Here is a 22,355-nt window from a genome sequence, read left to right on the forward strand (position 1 = left end):
ATGATTTATGATCTCCGAGACTGCCATGCCGATGACTTTTGATTGATGGGGAGCTGGGTAGATTTAGCTTGATCCAAAACATGCACCGCCATGATCGCCGCGACTTCTTGTGTATTTTCATCTATGGGATTCAAAAGCGCAGGATCGAAATATTTGCTTACAAACCCAGTATCAAAATTCCCTGACTTGAATGCCTCATGATTGATCGCAAACTTACAAAACTGTAGTGTGGTTTCTACCCCACCGATTCGAAATTCATCGATGGCACGGCTCATTCGCTCGATCGCTTCTGCTCTATCTTTTCCCTTGCAAATCAGCTTCCCTATCATGGGATCATAGTGTGTGTCTATTTTCATCCCCTGCTCAAACCCATCATCCACTCTCACGCCTACTCCTTGTGGTCGCTGGTATAAGCTTAGCGTCCCCGTCGAGGGGAGAAATCCATTCGTAGGGTCTTCAGCATACACCCGAATCTCTAAGGCATGCCCATTGATGTGTAGATCATCCTGCCCAAAAGACAGCGATTCACCCTGCGCTATTTTGATTTGCTCTTTGACCAAATCTAACCCTGTGATCTCCTCCGTTACACAGTGCTCTACTTGCAGACGGGTGTTCATCTCTAGGAAGAAAAAATTAAGGTCACCATCGACCATGAACTCTACCGTACCAGCCCCTACATAGTCACATGCCTCTGCTGCACGTACTGCTGCTGCCCCCATCTCCTGTCGTTTGGCCTCCGTGAGAACCGACGAAGGAGCCTCTTCGATCACCTTCTGGTGTCGGCGCTGTACACTGCACTCTCGCTCGAACAGATGCACGGTATGTCCATGCTGGTCTGCCAAAACCTGTATCTCGATGTGCCGTGGGTTCGTGACATACTTTTCAATGAAAACGGCATCATTGCCAAAAGCAGAAGCAGCCTCGCTAACTGCACGTGCCATCATCGACTCTAGTTCCGCTTCATTCTCAATGATCCGCATTCCCTTGCCTCCGCCACCCGCTGAAGCCTTGATCATCACAGGATAAGACACCTCGCTTGCTATGCGTTTGGCTTCTTCTACGTCACGAACAGCCTTATTGACGCCAGGTACCATAGGCACTTGATGCTCTGCCATGAGGTTTTTAGAAGTTAATTTATCCCCCATCAACTCCATGGATTTGGCACTCGGCCCTATCAATACAATGCCATGATCTGAAAGTGCTCGTGCAAACAAAGGGTTCTCGGACAGAAAACCATAACCTGGATGTACGGCATCAACATGCAAATCCTTACAAACCTGAATCACTTTATCGATATTGAGATACGAATCACTCGCCACTGCATCCCCAATACACACCGCCTCGTCCGCAAAACTCACATGAGGCGAGCCACGGTCTACTTTGCTATACACTGCGACAGTAGCGATGTTCATTTCACGTACTGTACGCATAATCCGAAGGGCTATTTCACCGCGGTTAGCAACTAATATCTTCTTGAATTTCATCATGTTATGGGCTATTAGTGAATTAAGATCATCAAATTTCATTCATTCCATCCCCTGTTGAGAGCATAGAAACAAACCATTAGCGTCTCCTTTTTCAATATCTCCATTTTTTCACACAATCCATAATCTGTTCATACGGGTTTATATTATTCATGCTACTTAGTATAATGAATGTTTTTCAGTCCATTTCAATTCCAAATTGATCCATTATCTTTAGCCTTCAATTAATTACACCATCAGCCTAACTGCTTCATCCTTGTTCAGAAAACACCGCTTACATTTCATCCTCTCAATTGGCTGCTGGGTCAGCTTCCTGCTAGGGGCTCAGCTCGCTCATGCGGCTCAAGTCAAAGGAAAGGTCACAGATGAAAACGACAACCCACTCTCCTATGCCACGCTCTATGTGGAAGGCACTACCCTCGGCACCACGACCAATATCGAAGGGGATTACGCCCTGAACCTAAACCCTGGCAACTACAACTTGGTATTTCAGTATGTCGGTTACCTCAAACAAAAACGGTCGATCACCGTGGGGCAAGCCAACGTCCAACTCAATATCCAACTCCAACCTGAGACCCTACAACTCAGAGAAGTCATCGTCAATGCCCAGTCCAAAGACCCGGCCTATGCCATCGTCCAACAAACGATCGATCACAAAAAGCAATTTAGAGAAGAGATCAACGCCTACCAGTGTCAAGTCTATATGAAAGGACTGCAAAGACTCGACGAACGCCCTGACCGCATACTGGGCGTGGAAGTCCCCATCGACACGGGGATCGTTTACTTATCCGAATCTGTATCCGAACTGACTTTTCATCGTCCCGACAAAGTCAAAGAACGAATGATCTCCTCCAAAGTCAGTGGCAACCAGTCAAGCTTTAGCTTTAATCAAGCCTCTCAGACATTGTATTCTATCTATGATGACCTCTTGAAGGTCGAAGGCATCACCGAGCGGGGCTATGTATCGCCACTGGCCAAGAACGCACTGTTTTTCTATGATTATAAACTGGAAGGTGTCATCACAGAAGGCAACTACCTCATCAATAAAATCCGTGTCTATCCCAAGCGAAAAACTGACCCAACCTTTGAGGGGCATCTATACATCCTCGAAGACCTATGGAGAGTCACCAGTTTTGATCTGACCCTGACCAAGGATCACCAGCTCGAATTTCTAGACGAACTCACCGTGACGCAGGTTCATGCGCCCGTCGCAGACAGTACATGGGTGATGCTGTCTCAGAATTTTGAGTTCTATCTCAACACATTTGGATTCAAAGGATCGGGTTACTTCTCCGCGACCTATTCTGATTACCTGATCGAACTCAATCCCGAGTACTACGACCTCACCTCATCTAACACAGAGACTATCGATACCTCTGGCGTCACAGCACCCAATCCACAGCTCTCCTACACGTCCATTGACAAAAAAGACATCAAAAACGAAATACTCAAAATAGAAGAAGGCTCTAACGAACGCAGCGATGCATACTGGGACAAAATGCGCCCTATCCCACTGACTACTATCGAGAAAAAGGACTACTATATCAAAGACAGCATAGCTGTCATCAAAAACGCCAAAGCCTACAAAGACTCCACAGACCAAATCCAAAACAAAATAAGTATCGGCAACATCCTCTACTCTGGCTATCAGTATCAAAATAGCTATCAAGAATATACGCTCTCCATCCCGTCTATCATCCAGACCTTGCAGTACAACACCGTAGAAGGCTTACTCTTTAACCTCGGCATACAATACACTCAGTCACGCGATGACAACAAGGTCAACCGGGTCACGACACACCTACGCTATGGCATAGCCAGCCATCGGTTTTATGGACAGATGGAATACAGGCACTATCTGAACCACCGCAATTTCGAAACAGTGACTATCAGCGGCGGACAGTTCGTCAAGCAGTTCAACCCTGACGACCCGATCAGTCCTTTCATCAATACACTAGAGACCCTACTGGACAGACGTAACTACATGAAGCTGTATGAAAGAACCTACCTCGCCCTAGGCTACCAACGGGAAATCACCAATGGCATCATGCTCAAACCCGCCATCAGTTACAGTCATCGTCACCAGCTCCACAATGAGACAGATTATTCTTTCTTTTACAGAGACAGCAGAGATTTCACCTCGAACACACCCGACCATATCAAAGTGGTAGATACGAGTTTCGAAGACCACAGTGCATTGCAGGTTCAACTAGGGGCAGCCATACGTTTTGGACAGAAATATATCTCTCTGCCAGACAAAAAGATCATCGTAGAGAACAAGTATCCCAAACTCAACATCACCTACACCAAAGGCATAGCGACACTAGGTGCAGACATAGACTATGACAAACTAGAACTAGAAGTGGAAGATGACATATCCATGGGACTGTTCGGGACCAGTACCTTTCGACTGGGAGCGGGAGCATTCCTGAATCGTAAAAACATGGAATTCATGGATTATCAACACTTCAACACCAATGCCTCGGTACTGGCACGGTATGACGAGGGGTATTTCCAGTTGCTAGACTACTACTACTACAGTACAGATCAGCACTGGGCAGAAGGACATCTGGTGCACCATTTCAACGGATTCATGTTTAACAAACTACCCCTCATCAGGAAAACGAAAGTGCAGGCCGTAGCCTCACTGCACTATCTATACACAGATGCTATCGACAACTATCTCGAAATGGGCTTTGGCGTAGAACATATCTTCAAACTCATGCGCATAGACTACTTTAGCTCCTTCATCGACGGCCATCACGAAGCGCATGGCATTCGTCTAGGCTTTGGGTTCTGATTCCCTAGGTCAATGATTAGCCCCCATAGAGAAACAATCCGTTTGCCCCGCTTTTATCAAGCGGACTATTTTCCCAACCGCATTGACTACCTAAGCGTTTAATATCATCTCCGATATTTATAGATACGCCTCACTTTAATCTGTCTGCGCAGACTTTGTCCCAAACCTACTGAAGCTTTACCAAAAACCTACTGATACTTTGCCACAAACCTGCTGATACTTTATGCTAAACCTGTACAGGTTTGTTAGAAAACCCGCGCAACATTGCTAGAAATCCGCGCAGACTTTAGATCAAACCTGCGCAGACTTTGCTCCGAATCTGCGCAGACTTTAGGTCAAACCCGTGCAGACTTTGAGTCAAACCTGCGCGGGTTTTTGAAAAGACAAAAACAGCCCCTTCCTGCAGCCTGCAGGACAGTATTTAGCATCACAGCTTCCTTCCCGATGACGTCAGGAACAAACCCGAAGGCTCGGAGACGTCAGGAGCATATTCCAACACACTTCACTGCCCCCTGTATCTAGGTATATATAATTAGAGACTTGCTTGTATCTATCAGGGCTAAGGGGTATTCTTGGGGGATATCAATGACTGACATAGTGTTGATACCAATAATATATATACGCTATTGCGTATAGCGAAGTGTTGTATGCAATTGCGGAATACTCAAACCTGAATGAAGAAACTACTCTACTACTCTCTTATTGCAGTTCTTGCGCTTACTTCGATTGCGACAATTATTGGATATTTTGGAACTGATAATTGGTTCTTTGATTTATTCAGTCACTTTAAATTCCAATACTTCATTTTATCATTGCTTTGCATTACAATTCTGCTTTTCATGAAGCGCAGAATTGGTTTGTATTTCTTGCCTTTAGCTATAATAACAGGGCTTGACATAGTACCTCTATATTTTGGTGACACCAAGAATTCCGACATTCAAGAAACAGTCAAAATTGTCTGCATAAACTTGCTCAGTTCGAACGGAGAATTTGAGTCCGTTGAAGCATTTATAAATTCAGAATCTCCTGATGTTCTGGTATTACAAGAAATGACGGAGTTATGGCAAATGATGCTTGAACCAACTTTGGCTTCATACCAATATAAGACTGTTATCCCACGTACCGATAATTTTGGGATAGCACTTTACAGCCGTGTCGATAGTACTTCTTCTGGTGTTATCAATATTGGCAATTCAGGATTGCCTTCTATTGAAGCTCAGTTCAATTACGGAAAAGACCGTTTAACAATTTTAGCAACTCATCCTTTACCTCCAGTTGGAAAAGAATACTTTGACAGCAGGAACGATCAATTGATGGCTTTAACAAATTATTCCGTCTCAGCTATAAATGAACACATCTTGATAGGTGATTTGAACTGCTCATCATTTTCAAACCACTTTAAACAACTCGTTAAGAATACTAACTTAATTGACACACGAAAAGGCTTTGGAATTCTACCAACATGGCCTACATGGTTTGGCATGGCGAAAACAACGTTAGACCATTGCTTAGTTTCAGAAGGAATAACTGTTAAGTCTCGAAGAGTAGGTCAATTTATAGGTTCTGACCATTTACCAATAATAGTAGAACTCGGAATAGAATAAAAAGCATACAACATAACCGGATCCTCCATGGTGATTTCTGCTAGATTTGATTGCCGCGATTTTTACCAGCACCGGAAAATCTTCGCTTTTCCTCACTTGAGTCAAAAAAGGTAGTGATGAAAATCGAAGATTTTCCTAATTTGTAACCGAAACAAAACACACCTCAAGCACCACGGAGGATAGCTAGGCGATATCTATGCCATGTGTGTAGCGTAAAAAAACCACACAAATCAAAACTTAGAATGGAAAAACTAAGCCCTAATCAATCCTCATTTATCTTGTATACCTCCCAAAGTGGAGATGTAAAAGTAGATGTGCTTCTTCAAGACGAATCGGTTTGGCTTACCCAAAAAGCCATGCAAGAGCTCTTTGGTAAAGCAAAAGCGACCATTAGTGAGCATATCAGTAATATCTTTAAAGAGGGGGAATTAGAAGAAAATTCAGTTGTTCGGAAATTCCGAACAACTGCCGATGATGGCAAAGAATACACTAGCCAACTCGTCCTCGTTTGTAACGAGGACGCTTTTTTTAAGCATTTGCAATGCGCTTTTCTACATTCAGCATGAGGCACTTTTAGGTTAGTTAAAAGCAGGAAGATTATCAATCCCTACCCTACAGGCCGGCTCCTCGCTAAAAAGACCTAACAGACATTTTCTTTACGCTCCGCCCCAGTTCATCCAATCAGACTTGCTATCTTGTCTTCCTAAATGAAGACTATCCCAATATTGGGATTCCTTTACGGATTTAGACGTGATTAAATAGCCTACCCGTTGCAGAACGGGGTTCGGTCAACACCTCACGGTATCCAACCCTGCGACTTGCTAACGATTCGAGCTACGAACCCGCTCGTAAGGAACTTCCACCCACTGGAACTTTCGTGTTAACTTTGTTAACACATGCACATACTGGGCACATACAGACACTATCGGTTATGTGCCAGACTGCCTCTTTTCCAGCTTCATCGGGACTTGCCCACGGAAGTGCACCTTCTGAAACTTCATCGCTTTTGGAAAGATCTGTGCTTCTGGATTTTCACTTGTGGAACGCAGTTTTTCATAGATACCGTAGTGGGTATGGTGCACTTCCGTTATTTTAGTGCTTTCTGTCAACTTTGGGCACACAACCGATAGTTGAGCGTTACCAGCAATACTGGAATGAAGAAAATTCAACAGAAATACGGACTCCTTCTAATTGGAGTGTCAATAGGAGTTCTATATGGGCTAATAACCCGTGTAGTATTTGATGAAAAGGCAACATTAGCTTCTGTCACATACCTTTTCGTAATCCCAACTATCTTAGGAATTGTTCCTCTAGGATTTGCCAACAACGAACAACTAAAATCATACAAGAATATAATCTTTATTCCTTGGTTAACTACGGCAACTTTTTTTCTAACGATGTTCCTAATAGGATTAGAAGAATTCATTTGTCTGCTTGTTTTAGCCGGGCCATTCTTTATTCTTGGAACGATAGGGGCATTTATCTATCGGCTGGTTCAGTTAAATAAGGAAAAACGAAAAGGGAAATTACTTTCACTACTTTTAGTACCGTTTTTGCTTTCTCCATTAGAACAAGCGATTAACAGTCCATCATCAATTTATCAGATAGAAAACGAGGTGGTTATATCAAGTACTTCTGAGAATATCTGGTCTAACATTATAGAAGTCAAACCTATTCATGAGGCAGAGTACAAATCTGGATTCTTCAATCGAATAGGAATTCCAAGGCCAATAAGTGCAGAAGTTGACAAAAAGGAAGTTGGGGGTCAGCGAATAGGGAATTTTGAAGGAGGTTTGGAATTCAAAGAACACATCAGTGAGTATGATCTAAATAATTCAGTTTCATTTAGTATTCATGTAACACCAGAATCGATAAGACAAAATGTATTTGATCAGCATGTGTTAAATGGAAACTATTTCAACTTTGTGAATGCTACATATAAATTGAAGGAACTTGAGGACGGTAAAGTGTTACTCAAACTATCTTCAAACTATCAACTAACATCCAAGATTAATCTATATGGAAAATTTTGGGGTGACATAATACTTGGAGATTTTCAAGAAAGATTACTTTATGTAATCGCCAATCGTTGTGAAATGAAAGAAAAAGCTGGTAATCGAGTAGACGGCTGACGGTCAAATGACCGCCAGTGCGCCTCTCCTCACACCACCCAGCGTACGGTTATTCCCGTATCAAGTACGGGACAGACTGTACTGGGCAGTTCATCCAACCAACTCGTCCTCGTTTGTAACGAGGACGCTTTTTTTAAGCATTTGCAATGCGCTTTTCTATATTCAGCATGAGGCACTTTTAGATTAGTTAAAAGCAGGAAGATTATCACCCCCTACCCTACAGGCTGGATCCTCACTAAAAATGTCTAACAGACATTTTCTTTACGCTCCGCCCCAGTTCATCCAATCAGACTTTCTGTCTTGTCTTTCTAAATGAAGGCTATCCCAATATTGGGATTCCTACACGAATTCAGATGTGATTAAATAGCCTGCCCGTTGCAGAACGGGGGTCGGTCAACACCTCACGGCATCCAACCCTGCGACTTGCTAACAATTCGAGCTACGAACCCGCTCGTAAGGAACTTCCACCCGCTGGAACTTTCGTGTTAACTTTGTTAACACATGCACATACTGGGCACATACATTCTGTGATGAAATCATGGCGATTCAGTTGTGAATGAAAGTTCTCTGCATTCTGAAACTCCGCCATATCTCAGATTTGCCCTATGAATCAAAAAGGGATAGCTCAAATCAGAGATTTGTCTATCTTGTAACCGAAACTGAATCACAAAATTGAAATTTGATCCTCCCATAGCCTCTCGAAGTACGGACGAACTAATTGAAATCGCCAACTTTCCCGAAGACTGGAATGCATCTGCCGTTGAACAGGCTCAATGTGAACTTTCGAACAGAGGTGTTTCGGAGGAACTGCAACAGAAAAAGGTAACCGAGTGGAAGAAACAATTACACGCTGAACATAAAATCGAAATGGCCACAAGAGCCATAGAGAGTTTTGGTTGGTACGATCTTTTTTGGATGGCTATCAGATGGCCGTACACAATTGTATTTGGAGGTTGGAGTCTAAAAAAGGAAGGTTTTCTGAGGATGCATAAGGAACGGCTTTATTCAATAGTCGTTGGCATATTACTCTGGGTTTTGATGCTTGTCTGGGTTGATTGGAGTTATAACCGCTCCCAGCGTAAGTTTCAGAACGAGGTTAACAACGCTGACATCTACGAATGGGAAAATGATAACTACTCCGACGAGGAAATTATTGAATTTCGTAAGAAGTCAATCGAACAGCTCATCGAAACCGTTCGATCGAACGAAACCAACGGAACTCCAACGTATGTGATTGTTGACCAAGACACCATTCCAAACTCAGAGGTAGAACAACTCAGAAATATGAACATGCTGAACATTCGTAATGTGGTCTTCGAAGGGGATTTTGAACCCGAACCACATGAATGGATAACAATAAAACTGGTAAAACCAACTCGTCCTCGTTTGTAACGAGGACGCTTTTTTTAAGCATTTGCAATGCGCTTTTCTACATTCAGCATGAGGCACTTTTAGGTTAGTTAAAAGCAGGAAGATTATCAATCCCTACCCTACAGACCGGCTCCTCACTAAAAATGTCTAACAGACATTTTCTTTACGCTCCGCCCCAGTTCATCCAATCAGACTTGCTATCTTGTCTTCCTAAATGAAGGCTATCCCAATATTGGGATTCCTACACGAATTCAGATGTGATTAAATAGCCTGCCCGTTGCAGAACGGGGGTCGGTCAACACCTCACGGCATCCAACCCTGCGACTTGCTAACAATTCGAGCTACGAACCCGCTCGTAAGGAACTTCCACCCGCTGGAACTTTCGTGTTAACTTTGTTAACACATGCACATACTGGGCACATACATGGTCTATATCCGATGGCGGTTTTGAGCTGTCCGAAACTATTCTGCAATAAATTAAAATTAGTAAAATGAAAAAGACACTATTAACCGGACTAATTTCACTATTGACCATTATAAATTTATGGTCGCAGCAATTAGCTTTTCCAACTGCTGAAGGATATGGAAAATATACAAAAGGCGGACGAGGTGGAGTAGTTTATGAAGTTACCAACTTGAATGATAGTGGAGAAGGTAGCTTGAGAGCAGCAATTGAAGCTTCGGTACCACGTACAGTTGTTTTTAGAGTATCCGGAACTATTATACTTGAAAGCGCTTTAACTATCAGGCACCCTTTTATTACAATAGCGGGTCAAACTGCTCCTGGAGATGGCATTTGCATACGGAGACACCCTCTGAATATTGGAGCAGACAATGTAATAATAAGATATTTACGAGTAAGATTAGGGGATGAATCAGGCAATGACTATGATGCAATGTCAAGTAGATATTGTAAGCATATTATTTTAGACCATATATCTACAAGTTGGAGTATCGATGAGTGTATGTCGATTTATCATTGTGATAGTATAACAGTGCAATGGTGTATCGTCTCTGAAAGTATGAGCCATTCCAATCATGTCAAAGGTTCTCATGGCTTTGGTGGAATCTGGGGAAGTAATTACGGAACATATCATCATAATTTATTAGCTCATCATTCAAGTCGTAATCCACGTATGGCTTCAGGATGTGGAAATACAGATTATAGAAATAATGTAATTTACAATTGGGGCTATCAAAGTCTTTATGGTGGTGAGAAACATCAAAGCGGAAATGATAAATTCAATTTTACAAACTTAAATATTGTAGCCAACTATTATAAACCAGGCCCAGCTACAAAACCAGGAGAGATAATGTATAGAATTGCAAATCCGTCATTCAGAGGTGATGGTAATGATGATTACGGTAAATGGTATATTGCTAAAAATACAGTAGAGGGCAACGAAGAAGTTTCAACTGATAATTGGAATGGAGGAGTGCAAACTGAACTATCTTTTGAAAAAATCAAACTCCAAGCGCCTTGGACATCAATGCCTATTAATCAACAAAAAGCAGAAGAAGCGTATAAACTAGTACTTGATAATGCTGGAGCAAAATTGCCAAAAAGAGATCTAATAGATACTCGAATTATTAAAGAAGTAACAGATGGTTATGCAACGTATGAGGGTAAAACGTACAAAAAAGAATATCAAGTAGCCGACACAACAAAAATATGCGGTATAATTGATACGCAAGAAGATGTCGGAGGCTGGCCGATACTTAAAAGTTTAGAAGCACCTTTAGATACAGACCATGACGGAATGCCCGATGATTGGGAAGATAATAACGATTTAGATAAGTCAAATCCAGATGATAGAAATAACATTTCATCTGATGGATATACTCTGTTAGAAAAATATTTAAATAGCATTAAATAGAAAGCATGACGACACAATCGAGTAGACAGCTGACGGTCAAATGACCGCCAGTGCGCCTCTCACACCACCAGGTCCTTTCTTCGTCAGGACATCAATCCCTACCCTACAGGCCGGCTCGTAAGGGACTTCCACCCACTGGAACTTTCGTGTTAACTTTGTTAACACATGTACATACTGGACACACACGGTATATAGCCAATAGGGCGTTCCGTAGTTTTCGAAAGTTCAGTGCTACTTACAAACACCGCCAAATCGTTGATTTGGCTTTTATGAATGAATAAATTAAAAACAAAATACAACGCTTTGGCTAAGTGCAAAACTGAAAGTTTATTGCTTTCTACTGCCCTACTTGCCATGTACTAAACGTTGTAGATAAGTATGAAGGACAAATGAAAGACCGACTTAAAGAATTCCTCACCAAATTAGATACCTTTAGTTATTCTGAGGTGAATGCTATTGTGGATGCTACATCGGTAAAGCATTTCAAGAAAGGTACGGTTCTTTTGAAAGAAGGACAAATTTGCAGAAGCTGCTACTACGTTCTGGATGGATGTATCCGTCAATATCAACTAAAGAACGGCACTGAAAAAACTACCACATTCTTTACCGAAGGACAGGCAGCAGTTTTATATACTAGTTATATGGAAGGAACTCCGTCAGAATACTATCTCTCCTGTGTAGAAGATGCTGTCCTGACATGTGGGACATACGAGGAAGAACAAAAACTTCATGACCAATTTCCTAAACTAAAGTACTTGGTAAATACCCTGATGACCCAGGATTTTATCGTTTTACAGAAACGACTATCTTCAATGATCAATCAAACACCTGAAGAAAGATATTTGAATATACTAAACAGCCAGCCAGAGCTCTTACAAAAAGTCCCTCTGCATCACTTGGCTGGCTATATTGGTGTTACCCCAGAATCCTTTAGCAGAATCCGAAAAAGGCTAACGGATAAGCTTAATATAGAAGCCATTTAGACCATCACCCCACCTTTTTTGAACTGTTCACTTTTAACAGAATAATCATACTTATGACTCCTATGACGATCTCCGCAATAGTTGCCGAGACGATAGTGTGTGATGGCATGTTATCCAAGACCATACCAACTAAACGAGAGAAGGCAATAGTCAAATAAAGAATGGTGGAAGTACCGACTGACAACAATATCAAACTTTGCTTAAATACACCTAATAAAATCACAATCCCACCAACAAATATAAGTCCTCCAAAAGCACGTAATTCGCTAAGAAGGCTGGCATCTTTTTCAAGAACAATATCAGCAGAGGCCTCAAACTGCACCGGAAAAAACAAAACTGAAAAGCCTATTCCTACTGCAATTACTCCAAACAGAAATAAGGTAAATTGTATTGAATTAATCTTTTTCATGAGCTATTTACTTAATCAATTATTATCCAAATATCAGAAGCGCAATGCTCAATTCTCTTGACTTTGGGTAAGAAAGTAAACTCATAGAAAAAAACTATCTACAATCGAGTAAACGGCTGACGGTCAAATGACCGCCAGTGCGCCTCTCACACCACCAGATCCTTTCTTCGTCAGAACAGGCCAAGTGGTTCTCAATCCCTACCCTACAGGCCGGCTCCTCGCTAAAAATGTCTAACAGACATTTTCTTTACGCTCCGCCCCAGTTCATCCAATCAGACTTGCTATCTTGTCCTCCTAATTGAAGGCTATCCCTATATTAGGATTCCTTCACGAATTTAGACGTGATTAAATAGTCTAGACCCGTTTCAGAACAGGGGGGTCGGTCAACACCTAACGGTCAATGACTAAACAAGCTTTTGTGGTTGTGCGCGGATCGGCTATCTTTCTGCCTTAATCAAGCTGTGAGGGCACATCGTCCTACACAGGCGTTACACACCATTGGAGCTAACCTCATAAGTCAATCTAATAACATGGACTTTAAAAATCTCAAAACGAAAAATCTAGAGAAAGGAACAGTACTATTAAGTCCTGGACAAAAATGCAACTATGGCTACAGAGTAATAAGCGGCTGTCTGAAAAGCTACGTGTTAGATAGTTCTGGGAAGGATCATATTCTACAGTTTGCTCCAGAAGGATGGTTCATTTCTGATTTGGAAAGCTTCACAAAACAAACTCCCAGCAAAATATTCATTGACGCCATAGAAAATTCAGAAGTTCAAATGATTGGTAAAGAAGTTGTACCGAGTTTTGAAGAATTGAATCATGAATGGCAAGTAGAATTAGGACTGAAGTTCCGCAATAATCTGATTGCTTCAAATAACCGATTGATTTCGCTTTTGAGCGGAACAGCCGAAGAGAAATATCTAGAATTTACACAAACCTACCCTGCCCTAGTTCAACGGTTACCACAAAAGCTGATCGCTTCCTACCTTGGAATGACCCCTGAGCACTTAAGCTATACTCGCGGCAAGTTGGCTAAAAAGAAGTAGCGCATTTCTTAAGATTTCTTATTTTTTATCTATCGAGCCTTTTGGACTTTTGTCTTATAAAAATTTTAAGACATGGAACAAAAGAAAAACAAAGCAATGCATATCACATTATGGATTGCACAAGGATTATTAGCAGCGATGTTTATCATGGCTGGGTTTATGAAAGCCACGCAACCAGTGGATGCGTTGGCCGAATCACTCGTATGGGTCACATCCACTCCTCTCGGATTGGTGAGGTTCATTGGCGTTAGTGAGTTGCTAGGAGGAATAGGTCTATTACTGCCAGCCATTCTACGAATCAAGCCATTTTTAACTATCTGGGCAGCCCTAGGCATTGGCGCTATCATGCTCTTAGCTGCTATATTTCATGGATCAAGAGGAGAATTTGAAGCAATAGGATTCAATGTAATCATGTTGGCCGTAGCACTCTTCATTGCTTGGGGAAGAAGCAAAAAAACTCCAATCGCAGCAAAATAAATAAAGGTTTCTTCATCATTCGTGGCTCAATGTTGCCCATGATGAGATAATTGATTTAAAATATAAGACAATGAAAAAAGTAAATATTCTGACCGCCTTAGTAGCAGTCATAGCACTCTCAGCCTTCACAATCAAAGCATCAATCGATTGGAAGATTAGTGACGACTTTTCTATCAAATTCACCAGCGAAGACCCTACTGGCGTCTTTACCAAAATGGATGGTGATGTTTCCTTTGATCCGGACGATTTACAGAGTTCTAGGTTCGACGTAAAAGTAGACGTAAGCTCCATCAACACGGGCAGAGGCATGCAAAACAAACATGCTGTAAGTGACAAGTGGTTCGATGCAGACAATTACCCAACCATTGATTTCACTTCTAAGAGCTTTGCTAAAACAGCTACTGGATATGAGGTGACAGGCACATTGCAGATACACGGTGTAGCCAAAGAATTTACTATGCCATTTACCTTCGAAAATGAGGTGTTTAGCAGCAGTTTTACGATCAATCGACTTGACTTTAAGGTCGGCACTAGCAAAGGAATGTCTGCAAAAGTACCAGAGGAGTTGTCAATAGATATCACAGTACCAGTCACTAGAAAATAATTAAGATGAAAAAGATATTTGTACAAGGTCTGGTAGCTGGCGCGTTATCATCATTGGCCAGTGTGATTTATTTGAATATATATCAGGGCACCTTACTAACAGATTTTGATAAAATAATCAACGTGGGATCTATTATTGGTTCTTCTTTCATAGGCTGTATGCTTATTGCGTTAGGCTACATCATCTTGTGCAAATTGGATAAAACCAACTTTCAAGGTTGGCTCAATGTCCTCATTTGCGTGTTGTCATTTGCTAGCATTATTGGACCCATTGGGATGGCGTTACCATTGGATATTGAATTTCCTGAACTTTTCCCAGGCTTAGTAGTGCCTATGCACTTCTTTCCTGCCCTGGCGTACTTCACGATTCAACCTTTTTTTCAACAAATTAAAATTCAAATAAAATGATAACAATTACAGGTGCCACCGGACAATTAGGATCTGGGGTAATAGAACATTTAATTCAAAAAGGGCTTAACCCAGCAAACATAACAGCACTTGCAAGAAATGAAGAAAAAGCCCAAGCTCTAAAAGAAAAAGGAGTCAATATCAAAATAGGAGACTATGATAACTATAGCGCTTTGGTCGCGGCTTTTGAAGGCACAGATAAGCTGTTATTTATTTCTAGTAGTGATCTTGAAAATCGGGATAAGCAGCAAATCAATGTCGTAAAAGCTGCTAAGGAAGCCGGAGTGAGACATATTCTCTATACCAGCATCCAGCGCCAATCTGACAGCCCAGATTCACCTATCGCTTTTGTAAGTAATTCACACTTAGCTACGGAAAATGCAATTAAAGAAAGTGGTATGAGATATACACTGCTTCAGAATAATCTTTATATGGATATTCTGCCTTGGATTCTGGGAGAACAAGTTTTTGACAAGGGTGTTTTCTATCCGGCTCAAGAAGGAAAAATTGCCTTTACACTGCGTTCGGATATAGCAGAGGCTACAGCCAATATTTTGATGGGCGATGACCATGAGGACAAAGTCTACAACATTTCTAATTCTCATTCATTATCCTTTAGAGAAGTGGCCGAGCATTTGTCAATCATTGCTGGAAAACCGGTAAACTACTTTAGCCCTGGCGTAGAAGAATATAAAAGTGCATTAACTGGAGCAGGAGCTCCGCAAATGGTGGCCGATATGTTGGCAGGTTTTGCTGCGGGTATTGCACAAGGTGAATTGATAGCTGGAGACACAGACTTGCCTACCTTATTAGGTAGAGAAGCTGTGAGTTACAAAGCATATTTAAGTGACTTATACGCTAAGAAATAAGTAACAATCACTTAAGGAATAAATGTAGTTAGATATCTGCTAAAACCAGGAAAACCTGATCTCATTAAAATTTTAGTGCTCTCCTAATTGCATTTATTCTTTTTTCGTCGTAAAAATTATTTCCCAAGGGGAATAAAAATGACACTAAAGCTATTCAAGATGACATCTAAAAGATGAAAAGCGAAGAAAACAATTGTGCAGAAAGTGGTGGCAAACTAATGCCACTTGTTGATTTCAATAGCTGTGGAGCAAAGGAAGACTGTGTCGCTATTTGCCCATACGATGTATTAGAAATGCGGCCCATAAGTCTGGAAGACAAGGCTGCCTTGAACCTGAAAGGAAAAATAAAAACCTTCTTTTTTAAACACAAAGCGTATATCACAGATCCATCTTTGTGTCATGCTTGTGGTCTATGTGTACAAGCTTGTCCCGAAAAAGCCGTAAGACTAATCAAAATACCGACTTGAGTTAGTTTCAATATTGGGCTTATGGAACGAAAACTTTTTCTAAAAACAATCCTTGGTGCTTCGCTTGTCACCTCTATGGATGGATTTGCATCCATCGCACACATTATTTCAGATATGAATAAAGAACAACAGACTTTAGAAAAATTTGCTTCATTTGGAGCCATACATCTCAACATTACCAATCTTGAAAAATCTACCCGATTTTGGACCGAAATAGTAGGCATGAAACTGCGAATCACTTCTGGGAATACTGCTGAATTGGGTACGGACGTAAATACATTGGTAGTGCTTCATGAAACCGCCAAAAAGAAATTTCAAAAAGGATACAGTGGCCTATATCATGTGGCTATTCATGCACCTAACATTCAAGAATTTGCCAGTATGGTTTACCGATTGGCGCTGAATAAGTATCCGTTTTCGCCTGTAGATCACACCATGTCTAAGTCCGTTTACTTGGATGATCCTGACGGAATCAACATAGAGTTTACATTGGAAACGCCAGAACGCTTTAAGCGGGTAGTTACCGATAGAGGTCTAAGCATAGAAGATGTGAATGGCAACATTCGCAGTGCATCCGATGGTCTCGATCTAGACGAAGTAATGAGTCACTTAGGAAGTCCAAACATGGATAAAATCATTTCGAACGAGACCTATATTGGTCACCTGCATCTTTATGCGAATAACGTGGCAAAATCTAATAGTTTTTATCAAAAGATGGGCTTTGAGTCTTTCAACAATTTACCGCAATTCATGTACGCAGATGTTGGAGCCGGAGGTTCCTATAAGCACCGAATTGCTATGAATTCCTGGCATGGGGTAAACAGACCATTGGCTTCAGGTGATAGCGCTGGGATGCGACATTTCAATATCATTTTTAACAGCAAGGAAAAATTAGACTTGGCTTTGAGTAACCTGACTGACTTTAAGAAAAAAGATGACGGGTATTGGTTCTTAGACCCTTCCGGAAACAAAATTTGCTTGACGTATTCCTGATCTGCTTAAATTTCAGCTGGTAAAAAAACGGCATACAATCGAGTAGACGGCTGACGGTCAAATGACCGCCGGTGCGCCTCTCACACCACCAGATCCTTTCTTCGTCAGGACAGGCCAAGCGGTTCTCAATCCCTACCCTACAGGCCGGCTCGTAAGGGACTTTCACCCGCTGGAACTTTCGTGTTAACTTTGTTAACACATGCACATACTGGACACATACATTTGATATGAGATGCATGGCGGTTTAGCGGTCAGGATTCTATTGTGGGGATTGGAAAGTCCGCCACAAGTAATATATTTGATAAAAGCTGCTGTGGCGGTGAGGAACTCGAAAGGTTAGTACTTTCTAATCCCCACTCATCATAGCTGGTCGTTGTATTCCACTCGTCCAGTCGCAAAATGTCGTGGGAATTAACAAGCGGATTTGCTAAATTTGATATATGGACAATCTCAAGGAACATCTGAACACCATAGCGGGGCAACTGACTCCTGACTCAACATTAGAAGACGTGTACGAACAACTTGCTTTGCTGGCAGACATTGAAAAGTCCGAACAAGATGAGCAAGCGAATAGGGTATTCACAACTTCGGAGGTCAAGGAACGACTCAACCAATGGGTAAAGTAGTTTGGACTAAGACCTCTCTCGACCAATTCGAAAGAATCGTTAAATACATCTCTGAAGAACGTGGGAACTCATATGCCAAAATCGTTGGGGCTACAAGATCATTTATCGACTTTCAAAGGACAAAATAACCATCTCTCGTATCTTTCACACTGCTCAGAACCCAAGGAATATAACAGGCGCTAAGCGGCTTACTTAGTTACCTGCTTGCCGCAGGCTGCTCACACCACCACGTCCTTTCTTCGTCAGGACAGGCCAAGCGGTTCTCAATCCCTATATCTAAGCCCCCTCCGCACTACGTTCGCGAATCTTGTTCAAGAACTGATCCTGAAACATCCACGTAAAGTCTGGTGTAATGTCCAATTCTTCCCCGACAAAATTAGCTTTGAAATAAACCACGTTGTTGAACTCCTCCGCCTCAGACTGCAAATAATCTTTCAGTTCGCCAGCTGGCATTATATGCAGGCTAGGCACATGACCAAATAAATCTACATCGAGATAGTTAGAGAACTGTGTGATTACAGCAGCAGACACGATATTGTCCAGTTCTGTCAAAAACCCTTCACTGAGCGCGGCAGCTTCTACCGAGGCACTCTTCTGAAAATGCTCAGGCAAACAGGCCGCATTGATTTTTTCTATCTCCTCTGCGGTGAATATCAAATGACAAACCCCTTTGAGTTCACCGATCAACCCTGTCCGTAGCAGGTAATAACTACTACTCGCATCGTCCGTCGGGCGCACGCTTTCTACTTGCTGTAGGGAATCAAAGCCAAAATCGATTTTCTTGATTGCTATTGGTGTTTTGAGGATACTAGACAAGGTCACCGATGCGTGATCCAGTCCATCTTTGATCAGGTCTGTAGCGATCTGATGCTCTTTTTCTTGTAAGTCAAATATCATAATCTTGAATGGTTAATTTTTAGTTTTATTCATCACGAGTTTCATGAGTACCTGTGGGATTTGATCTAGAGGGCATACCTGATCGACAGCTTGGAGTGCAATGGCCTCTTTGGGCATCCCAAACACCACACAACTGTCCTCATCCTGTGCTATGGTATGACTTCCTGCAGTATGCATGCCCAGCATACCTATAGCACCATCTTTGCCCATCCCTGTAAGGATCACACCGATGACGTACTTGGCCCAGTCGCCAGTCACAGACTGAAATAGCCTATCCACAGAGGGTTTGTGTCCTGAAACTTTGGGACCATCAAAAAGCCTGGCTCGGTAACTTCCTCCATATTTTTCAACTGTGAGATGTCTATCACCAGGCGAGATATAGACCTTGCCTGATCTGAGCGTCTCTTGATCTACTGCCTCTGCCACTTCCATAGGACACACACTATCGAGATAACGAGCATACTGCCCCGTAAACTCCACGGGCATGTGCTGGACTACCACTATCGGCGGAAAATTATCCGGAAGCTGCGACAGCAAATGCTTGATCGCCTGCGTCCCTCCTGCTGATGCACCGATACACACGACAGTATCTGGTCGTACCTGACTTAGTGGCATAGGTGTCTTCGGTACGCTAGTTTGGTAGATACTGCGACTCGGGATCTGTTCTCTACCAACAGCATGTACGACCTGTAGCAGCTTCTCCTCCTGCACCAGTGTAGTCGTCATGTTAGAGTAGTCTATCACTGGTTTGTCTATTACCTCCACTGCGCCGTACTCTAGTGCTTTGACGCCTATTTCCGGGTTTTTAGTGATTAGAGATGAAAACACAATCACAGGAATCGGATGCTGATTCATGAGTTTTTTGAGGAAGGTCAGTCCATCCATTTTGGGCATTCTGACATCCAGTAGTATGACATTTGGCTTGACCTTTCGCATGATATCGACTGCTTCGTAGGCATCATTGGCCACACCGATCACCTCCAGCTCATCACTTTGTGCAAAAACATATTCCAGCATTTTTTGCACGGAACGTGAATCATCTATGATCAGTATTTTAATCTTGTCTACACTCATGGCGTTTTCTTCTGAGACCCTACATAGCGCATCTTCACGACACCTGATTCCGTATCGAAGATGATCTTTCTTCCTACTTTCCCTCCGACACTTTTTGCCACGACTCGTATCCCATGTTCTTTGAGTATATCATGTGCTACTTCGGCATTTCTATCTCCTATCCGAGCTGTAAATTCCACTTGGTTGGCTCCACCAAATACCTTGGCGATGATATTTTCTACCCTGCAGTTGTGGCGTAGCATCTCCTTGATCAGTTTTTCTGTAGCAATGTTGCCATACTTCACAGATGCCAGACCTTGACCATTCCAGAAGGGCAGCATGAAATGATTGATCGCTCCTATTTTCCTGACCGTATCATAGAGACACACCGATATACATGAGCCCAATACAGTCGTCACTTCCGTGTGCTGTGACCCTACGAATAAGTGTGAAGGGTACAGAAAATGAGTCGATATCTTCGATACAGTTGTCAAAAGCTCTCTTCGCTGCTATCTGAAAACAATTCAAAGTCATCCTCATCAAAGAGTGACAGGTTACCCTCAGACGTTACTGATGACAATCGCACAGTCGCGACCGTCCCCTCTCCTAATGCGGAATCTATCTGCATCGTACCATCCAGCATATCGACCAACGCATGCACGATGGACAGTCCCAGACCATGACCTCCGTAGGTTTTGGTTGTCCCTCCTTCGAGCTGGTTAAATCGGTCATAGATAGTGGCGCGATCCGCATCGGATATCCCTACTCCATTGTCTCGAATAACGAATACCAAATGATCTTCTGCATTGCGTGACAGTTCGATCTCTATTTCCCCTGTTTCAGGATCACTAAACTTGTGTGCATTGGAGATCAAATTAGACAGGATCATCAACACCTTATTTCTATCCGAATAGAGGATTTCGTTGACATCTGCATCTACTCGACAGGTAACTTGACAATCATTCAACTGATTCTGTACCATCGCGATCGCCTCTCCAATCACCTCCACACAGGTAAACTGCCCTAGCTCGAGCTGTGCATCACCTGCCTCCAACTCAGCTGCCATGAACAAATTTCGCAGTTGAAAATTGAGTGCGGATGCCTCTTGGTAGACCAGTTTCGTGTTTTTGACCCAGGCCTCAGGAGATAGATGTCCAGACAGATTCAATCGCAGCAAGCCCATGATGGAGGTCATCGGGTTGTTGATTTCATTTTTGATATTGGAGAGAAACTGTGACTTGAGTCGCTCGGACTGCAAGAGCTTATCATTGACGACCTTTAGATCTGCCATGAACCGCTTCTGCTCCTGTAGCAGTTCGTTCTTTTCGGCGAAGCGTGCTTTCAGCTCCTCCAGTAGTTGTTCGTCTGAGAGTTGAGTCATAGTGCTTTCTGGTAAATGGTGGGCTTAACGAGTTTGAGGTTCGTCGCAGTTCTAAACAATGACTCGGAGTGTCCTACAAAAAGGTATCCTCCGGGTTTGAGTTTCTTGACTAATCTACTGATTACCTTGTCTTGGTTTTCACGATCAAAATAGATGAGCACGTTTCTACAAAAGATGATATCATAGGTATCTTCTAGCTTGTACTCTTCGTCCATGAGGTTGAGTCTACCAAACGCAGTCTTAGCACGCAGCTCTGGTTTCACTCTCACTATAGGTTTATTAAGGTCTTTGCTTTTGAGGAAATACTCCTTTTTGAGCTGCTGCGACATATTGATCAGCCGCGCAATATTATAGACCCCATTGATGGCGGTGTGCAAAGCATCGACAGATATGTCGGTACCTAGTATTCGGTACGAACGGTGTGTGAGTTTATGCTTCTTCATGAACTCTTCCATCACCATGGCGATGGTGTAAATCTCCTCTCCAGTAGATGCTGCCGAGCTCCATATCTTGATGTCACCTGCCCGCTTCTCTGCAAACAGACTAGGCAGCAGCACTTCGTTCATAAAATCAAAATGTGCAGATTCTCTGAAGAAATCTGTCTTGTTAGTCGATACGGCATTGATCATGTGGACAACCTCCTCGGTCTCCTCATGTCCCAATACTAAATCTATATATTCTGCAAAGCTCTCCAACTGCAACTCTTTGAGACGCTTTTGGAGTCTTCCCTCTACCATTACTTTCTTGTGCTCTGGTAGTTTGATCCCATAGTTGGTCGTGATGAACTCACTGAGCTGTATGAACTGCTCTGGGTTCAGCATCTTGCGAGACAGTGTATGGGTGATAGCGGTATTGGGTTTAGGTACTGGCAT

General features: G+C 42.4%; 23 protein-coding genes. 15 read left to right on the forward strand and 8 right to left on the reverse strand.

The window, feature by feature from the left end:
• Positions 1 to 5: 5 nt before the first annotated feature.
• A complete protein-coding gene (locus BUB99_RS14200) occupies positions 6 to 1,487 on the reverse strand; it encodes an acetyl-CoA carboxylase biotin carboxylase subunit (protein WP_073123387.1) in 1,482 nt (493 codons plus the stop codon).
• Between the two features lie 253 nt (positions 1,488 to 1,740).
• On the opposite strand from BUB99_RS14200, the gene BUB99_RS14205 reads away from it, so the two are divergent.
• From BUB99_RS14205 to BUB99_RS14215, 3 genes are all read left to right on the forward strand, one after another.
• Positions 1,741 to 4,284 carry a DUF5686 and carboxypeptidase regulatory-like domain-containing protein gene (locus tag BUB99_RS14205; RefSeq protein WP_170863811.1) on the forward strand — a complete coding sequence of 848 codons (2,544 nt, stop codon included), beginning with the start codon at positions 1,741 to 1,743 and terminating at the stop codon, positions 4,282 to 4,284.
• A 674-nt stretch (positions 4,285 to 4,958) separates the two neighbouring features.
• Positions 4,959 to 5,888 carry an endonuclease/exonuclease/phosphatase family protein gene (locus tag BUB99_RS14210; protein ID WP_073123391.1) on the forward strand — a complete coding sequence of 310 codons (930 nt, stop codon included), beginning with the start codon at positions 4,959 to 4,961 and terminating at the stop codon, positions 5,886 to 5,888.
• A gap of 242 nt (positions 5,889 to 6,130) precedes the next feature.
• Positions 6,131 to 6,454 carry a hypothetical protein gene (locus tag BUB99_RS14215; RefSeq protein ID WP_073123394.1) on the forward strand — a complete coding sequence of 108 codons (324 nt, stop codon included), beginning with the start codon at positions 6,131 to 6,133 and terminating at the stop codon, positions 6,452 to 6,454.
• 363 nt (positions 6,455 to 6,817) lie between these two features.
• Here the strand turns inward: BUB99_RS14215 and BUB99_RS20435 are convergent, their stop codons facing one another.
• Positions 6,818 to 6,970 carry a hypothetical protein gene (locus tag BUB99_RS20435; RefSeq protein ID WP_170863812.1) on the reverse strand — a complete coding sequence of 51 codons (153 nt, stop codon included), beginning with the start codon at positions 6,968 to 6,970 and terminating at the stop codon, positions 6,818 to 6,820.
• Between the two features lie 72 nt (positions 6,971 to 7,042).
• Here BUB99_RS20435 and BUB99_RS14225 point away from each other — a divergent pair, with 72 nt between their 5' ends.
• The 4 genes from BUB99_RS14225 to BUB99_RS14240 all read left to right on the forward strand — a co-directional run bounded on the left by BUB99_RS14225 (position 7,043) and on the right by BUB99_RS14240 (position 12,251).
• On the forward strand, positions 7,043 to 8,020 hold the full coding sequence (locus BUB99_RS14225; RefSeq protein ID WP_139281022.1) for a hypothetical protein: 978 nt from the start codon (positions 7,043 to 7,045) through the stop codon (positions 8,018 to 8,020).
• Positions 8,021 to 8,692: 672 nt separating this feature from the next.
• Positions 8,693 to 9,412, forward strand: a complete 720-nt coding sequence (locus BUB99_RS14230; RefSeq protein WP_073123404.1) for a hypothetical protein — start codon at positions 8,693 to 8,695, stop codon at positions 9,410 to 9,412.
• A 470-nt stretch (positions 9,413 to 9,882) separates the two neighbouring features.
• Positions 9,883 to 11,268 (forward strand): pectate lyase family protein, encoded by a 1,386-nt coding sequence (locus tag BUB99_RS14235; protein ID WP_073123406.1) that lies wholly within the window; start codon positions 9,883 to 9,885, stop codon positions 11,266 to 11,268.
• A gap of 389 nt (positions 11,269 to 11,657) precedes the next feature.
• Positions 11,658 to 12,251: a Crp/Fnr family transcriptional regulator gene (locus BUB99_RS14240; RefSeq protein ID WP_073123408.1), complete on the forward strand. Its 594-nt coding sequence runs from the start codon at positions 11,658 to 11,660 to the stop codon at positions 12,249 to 12,251.
• 4 nt (positions 12,252 to 12,255) lie between these two features.
• Here BUB99_RS14240 and BUB99_RS14245 read toward each other — a convergent pair whose 3' ends face one another.
• Positions 12,256 to 12,660 (reverse strand): DUF4345 domain-containing protein, encoded by a 405-nt coding sequence (locus tag BUB99_RS14245; RefSeq protein ID WP_073123410.1) that lies wholly within the window; start codon positions 12,658 to 12,660, stop codon positions 12,256 to 12,258.
• Between the two features lie 530 nt (positions 12,661 to 13,190).
• On the opposite strand from BUB99_RS14245, the gene BUB99_RS14250 reads away from it, so the two are divergent.
• The 8 genes from BUB99_RS14250 to BUB99_RS14285 all read left to right on the forward strand — a co-directional run bounded on the left by BUB99_RS14250 (position 13,191) and on the right by BUB99_RS14285 (position 18,152).
• Positions 13,191 to 13,709 (forward strand): Crp/Fnr family transcriptional regulator, encoded by a 519-nt coding sequence (locus BUB99_RS14250; RefSeq protein ID WP_073123412.1) that lies wholly within the window; start codon positions 13,191 to 13,193, stop codon positions 13,707 to 13,709.
• Between the two features lie 72 nt (positions 13,710 to 13,781).
• On the forward strand, positions 13,782 to 14,186 hold the full coding sequence (locus tag BUB99_RS14255) for a DoxX family protein (protein WP_221407512.1): 405 nt from the start codon (positions 13,782 to 13,784) through the stop codon (positions 14,184 to 14,186).
• A gap of 70 nt (positions 14,187 to 14,256) precedes the next feature.
• Positions 14,257 to 14,790 carry a YceI family protein gene (locus BUB99_RS14260; protein ID WP_073123414.1) on the forward strand — a complete coding sequence of 178 codons (534 nt, stop codon included), beginning with the start codon at positions 14,257 to 14,259 and terminating at the stop codon, positions 14,788 to 14,790.
• 5 nt (positions 14,791 to 14,795) lie between these two features.
• Positions 14,796 to 15,197 carry a hypothetical protein gene (locus BUB99_RS14265; RefSeq protein ID WP_073123416.1) on the forward strand — a complete coding sequence of 134 codons (402 nt, stop codon included), beginning with the start codon at positions 14,796 to 14,798 and terminating at the stop codon, positions 15,195 to 15,197.
• Positions 15,194 to 16,066 carry an SDR family oxidoreductase gene (locus BUB99_RS14270; protein ID WP_073123418.1) on the forward strand — a complete coding sequence of 291 codons (873 nt, stop codon included), beginning with the start codon at positions 15,194 to 15,196 and terminating at the stop codon, positions 16,064 to 16,066. The genes BUB99_RS14265 and BUB99_RS14270 overlap by 4 nt, the downstream gene beginning before the upstream one ends.
• A 173-nt stretch (positions 16,067 to 16,239) precedes the next feature.
• On the forward strand, positions 16,240 to 16,533 hold the full coding sequence (locus tag BUB99_RS14275) for a 4Fe-4S dicluster domain-containing protein (RefSeq protein ID WP_073123420.1): 294 nt from the start codon (positions 16,240 to 16,242) through the stop codon (positions 16,531 to 16,533).
• A gap of 21 nt (positions 16,534 to 16,554) precedes the next feature.
• Positions 16,555 to 17,526 carry a VOC family protein gene (locus BUB99_RS14280; RefSeq protein WP_073123422.1) on the forward strand — a complete coding sequence of 324 codons (972 nt, stop codon included), beginning with the start codon at positions 16,555 to 16,557 and terminating at the stop codon, positions 17,524 to 17,526.
• A 440-nt stretch (positions 17,527 to 17,966) separates the two neighbouring features.
• Positions 17,967 to 18,152: a hypothetical protein gene (locus BUB99_RS14285; protein ID WP_073123424.1), complete on the forward strand. Its 186-nt coding sequence runs from the start codon at positions 17,967 to 17,969 to the stop codon at positions 18,150 to 18,152.
• Between the two features lie 276 nt (positions 18,153 to 18,428).
• On the opposite strand, the gene BUB99_RS14290 is transcribed toward BUB99_RS14285, so the two are convergent.
• The 5 genes from BUB99_RS14290 to BUB99_RS14310 form a co-directional block, all read right to left on the reverse strand.
• Entirely contained in the window at positions 18,429 to 19,049 is a 621-nt protein-coding gene (locus BUB99_RS14290; protein ID WP_073123426.1) for a hypothetical protein, read from the reverse strand.
• Between the two features lie 12 nt (positions 19,050 to 19,061).
• Positions 19,062 to 20,123, reverse strand: a complete 1,062-nt coding sequence (locus BUB99_RS14295) for a protein-glutamate methylesterase/protein-glutamine glutaminase (RefSeq protein ID WP_073123428.1) — start codon at positions 20,121 to 20,123, stop codon at positions 19,062 to 19,064.
• A complete protein-coding gene (locus BUB99_RS14300; protein WP_221407513.1) occupies positions 20,120 to 20,521 on the reverse strand; it encodes a chemotaxis protein CheD in 402 nt (133 codons plus the stop codon). Before BUB99_RS14300 ends, BUB99_RS14295 begins: the two co-directional genes overlap by 4 nt.
• A gap of 71 nt (positions 20,522 to 20,592) precedes the next feature.
• Complete coding sequence (locus tag BUB99_RS14305) at positions 20,593 to 21,483, reverse strand: sensor histidine kinase (RefSeq protein ID WP_073123430.1); 891 nt, start codon at positions 21,481 to 21,483, stop codon at positions 20,593 to 20,595.
• On the reverse strand, positions 21,480 to 22,355 hold the full coding sequence (locus BUB99_RS14310) for a CheR family methyltransferase (RefSeq protein ID WP_073123584.1): 876 nt from the start codon (positions 22,353 to 22,355) through the stop codon (positions 21,480 to 21,482). Before BUB99_RS14310 ends, BUB99_RS14305 begins: the two co-directional genes overlap by 4 nt.

The organism is Reichenbachiella agariperforans (genome assembly GCF_900142205.1).
Lineage (GTDB): Bacteria > Bacteroidota > Bacteroidia > Cytophagales > Cyclobacteriaceae > Reichenbachiella > Reichenbachiella agariperforans.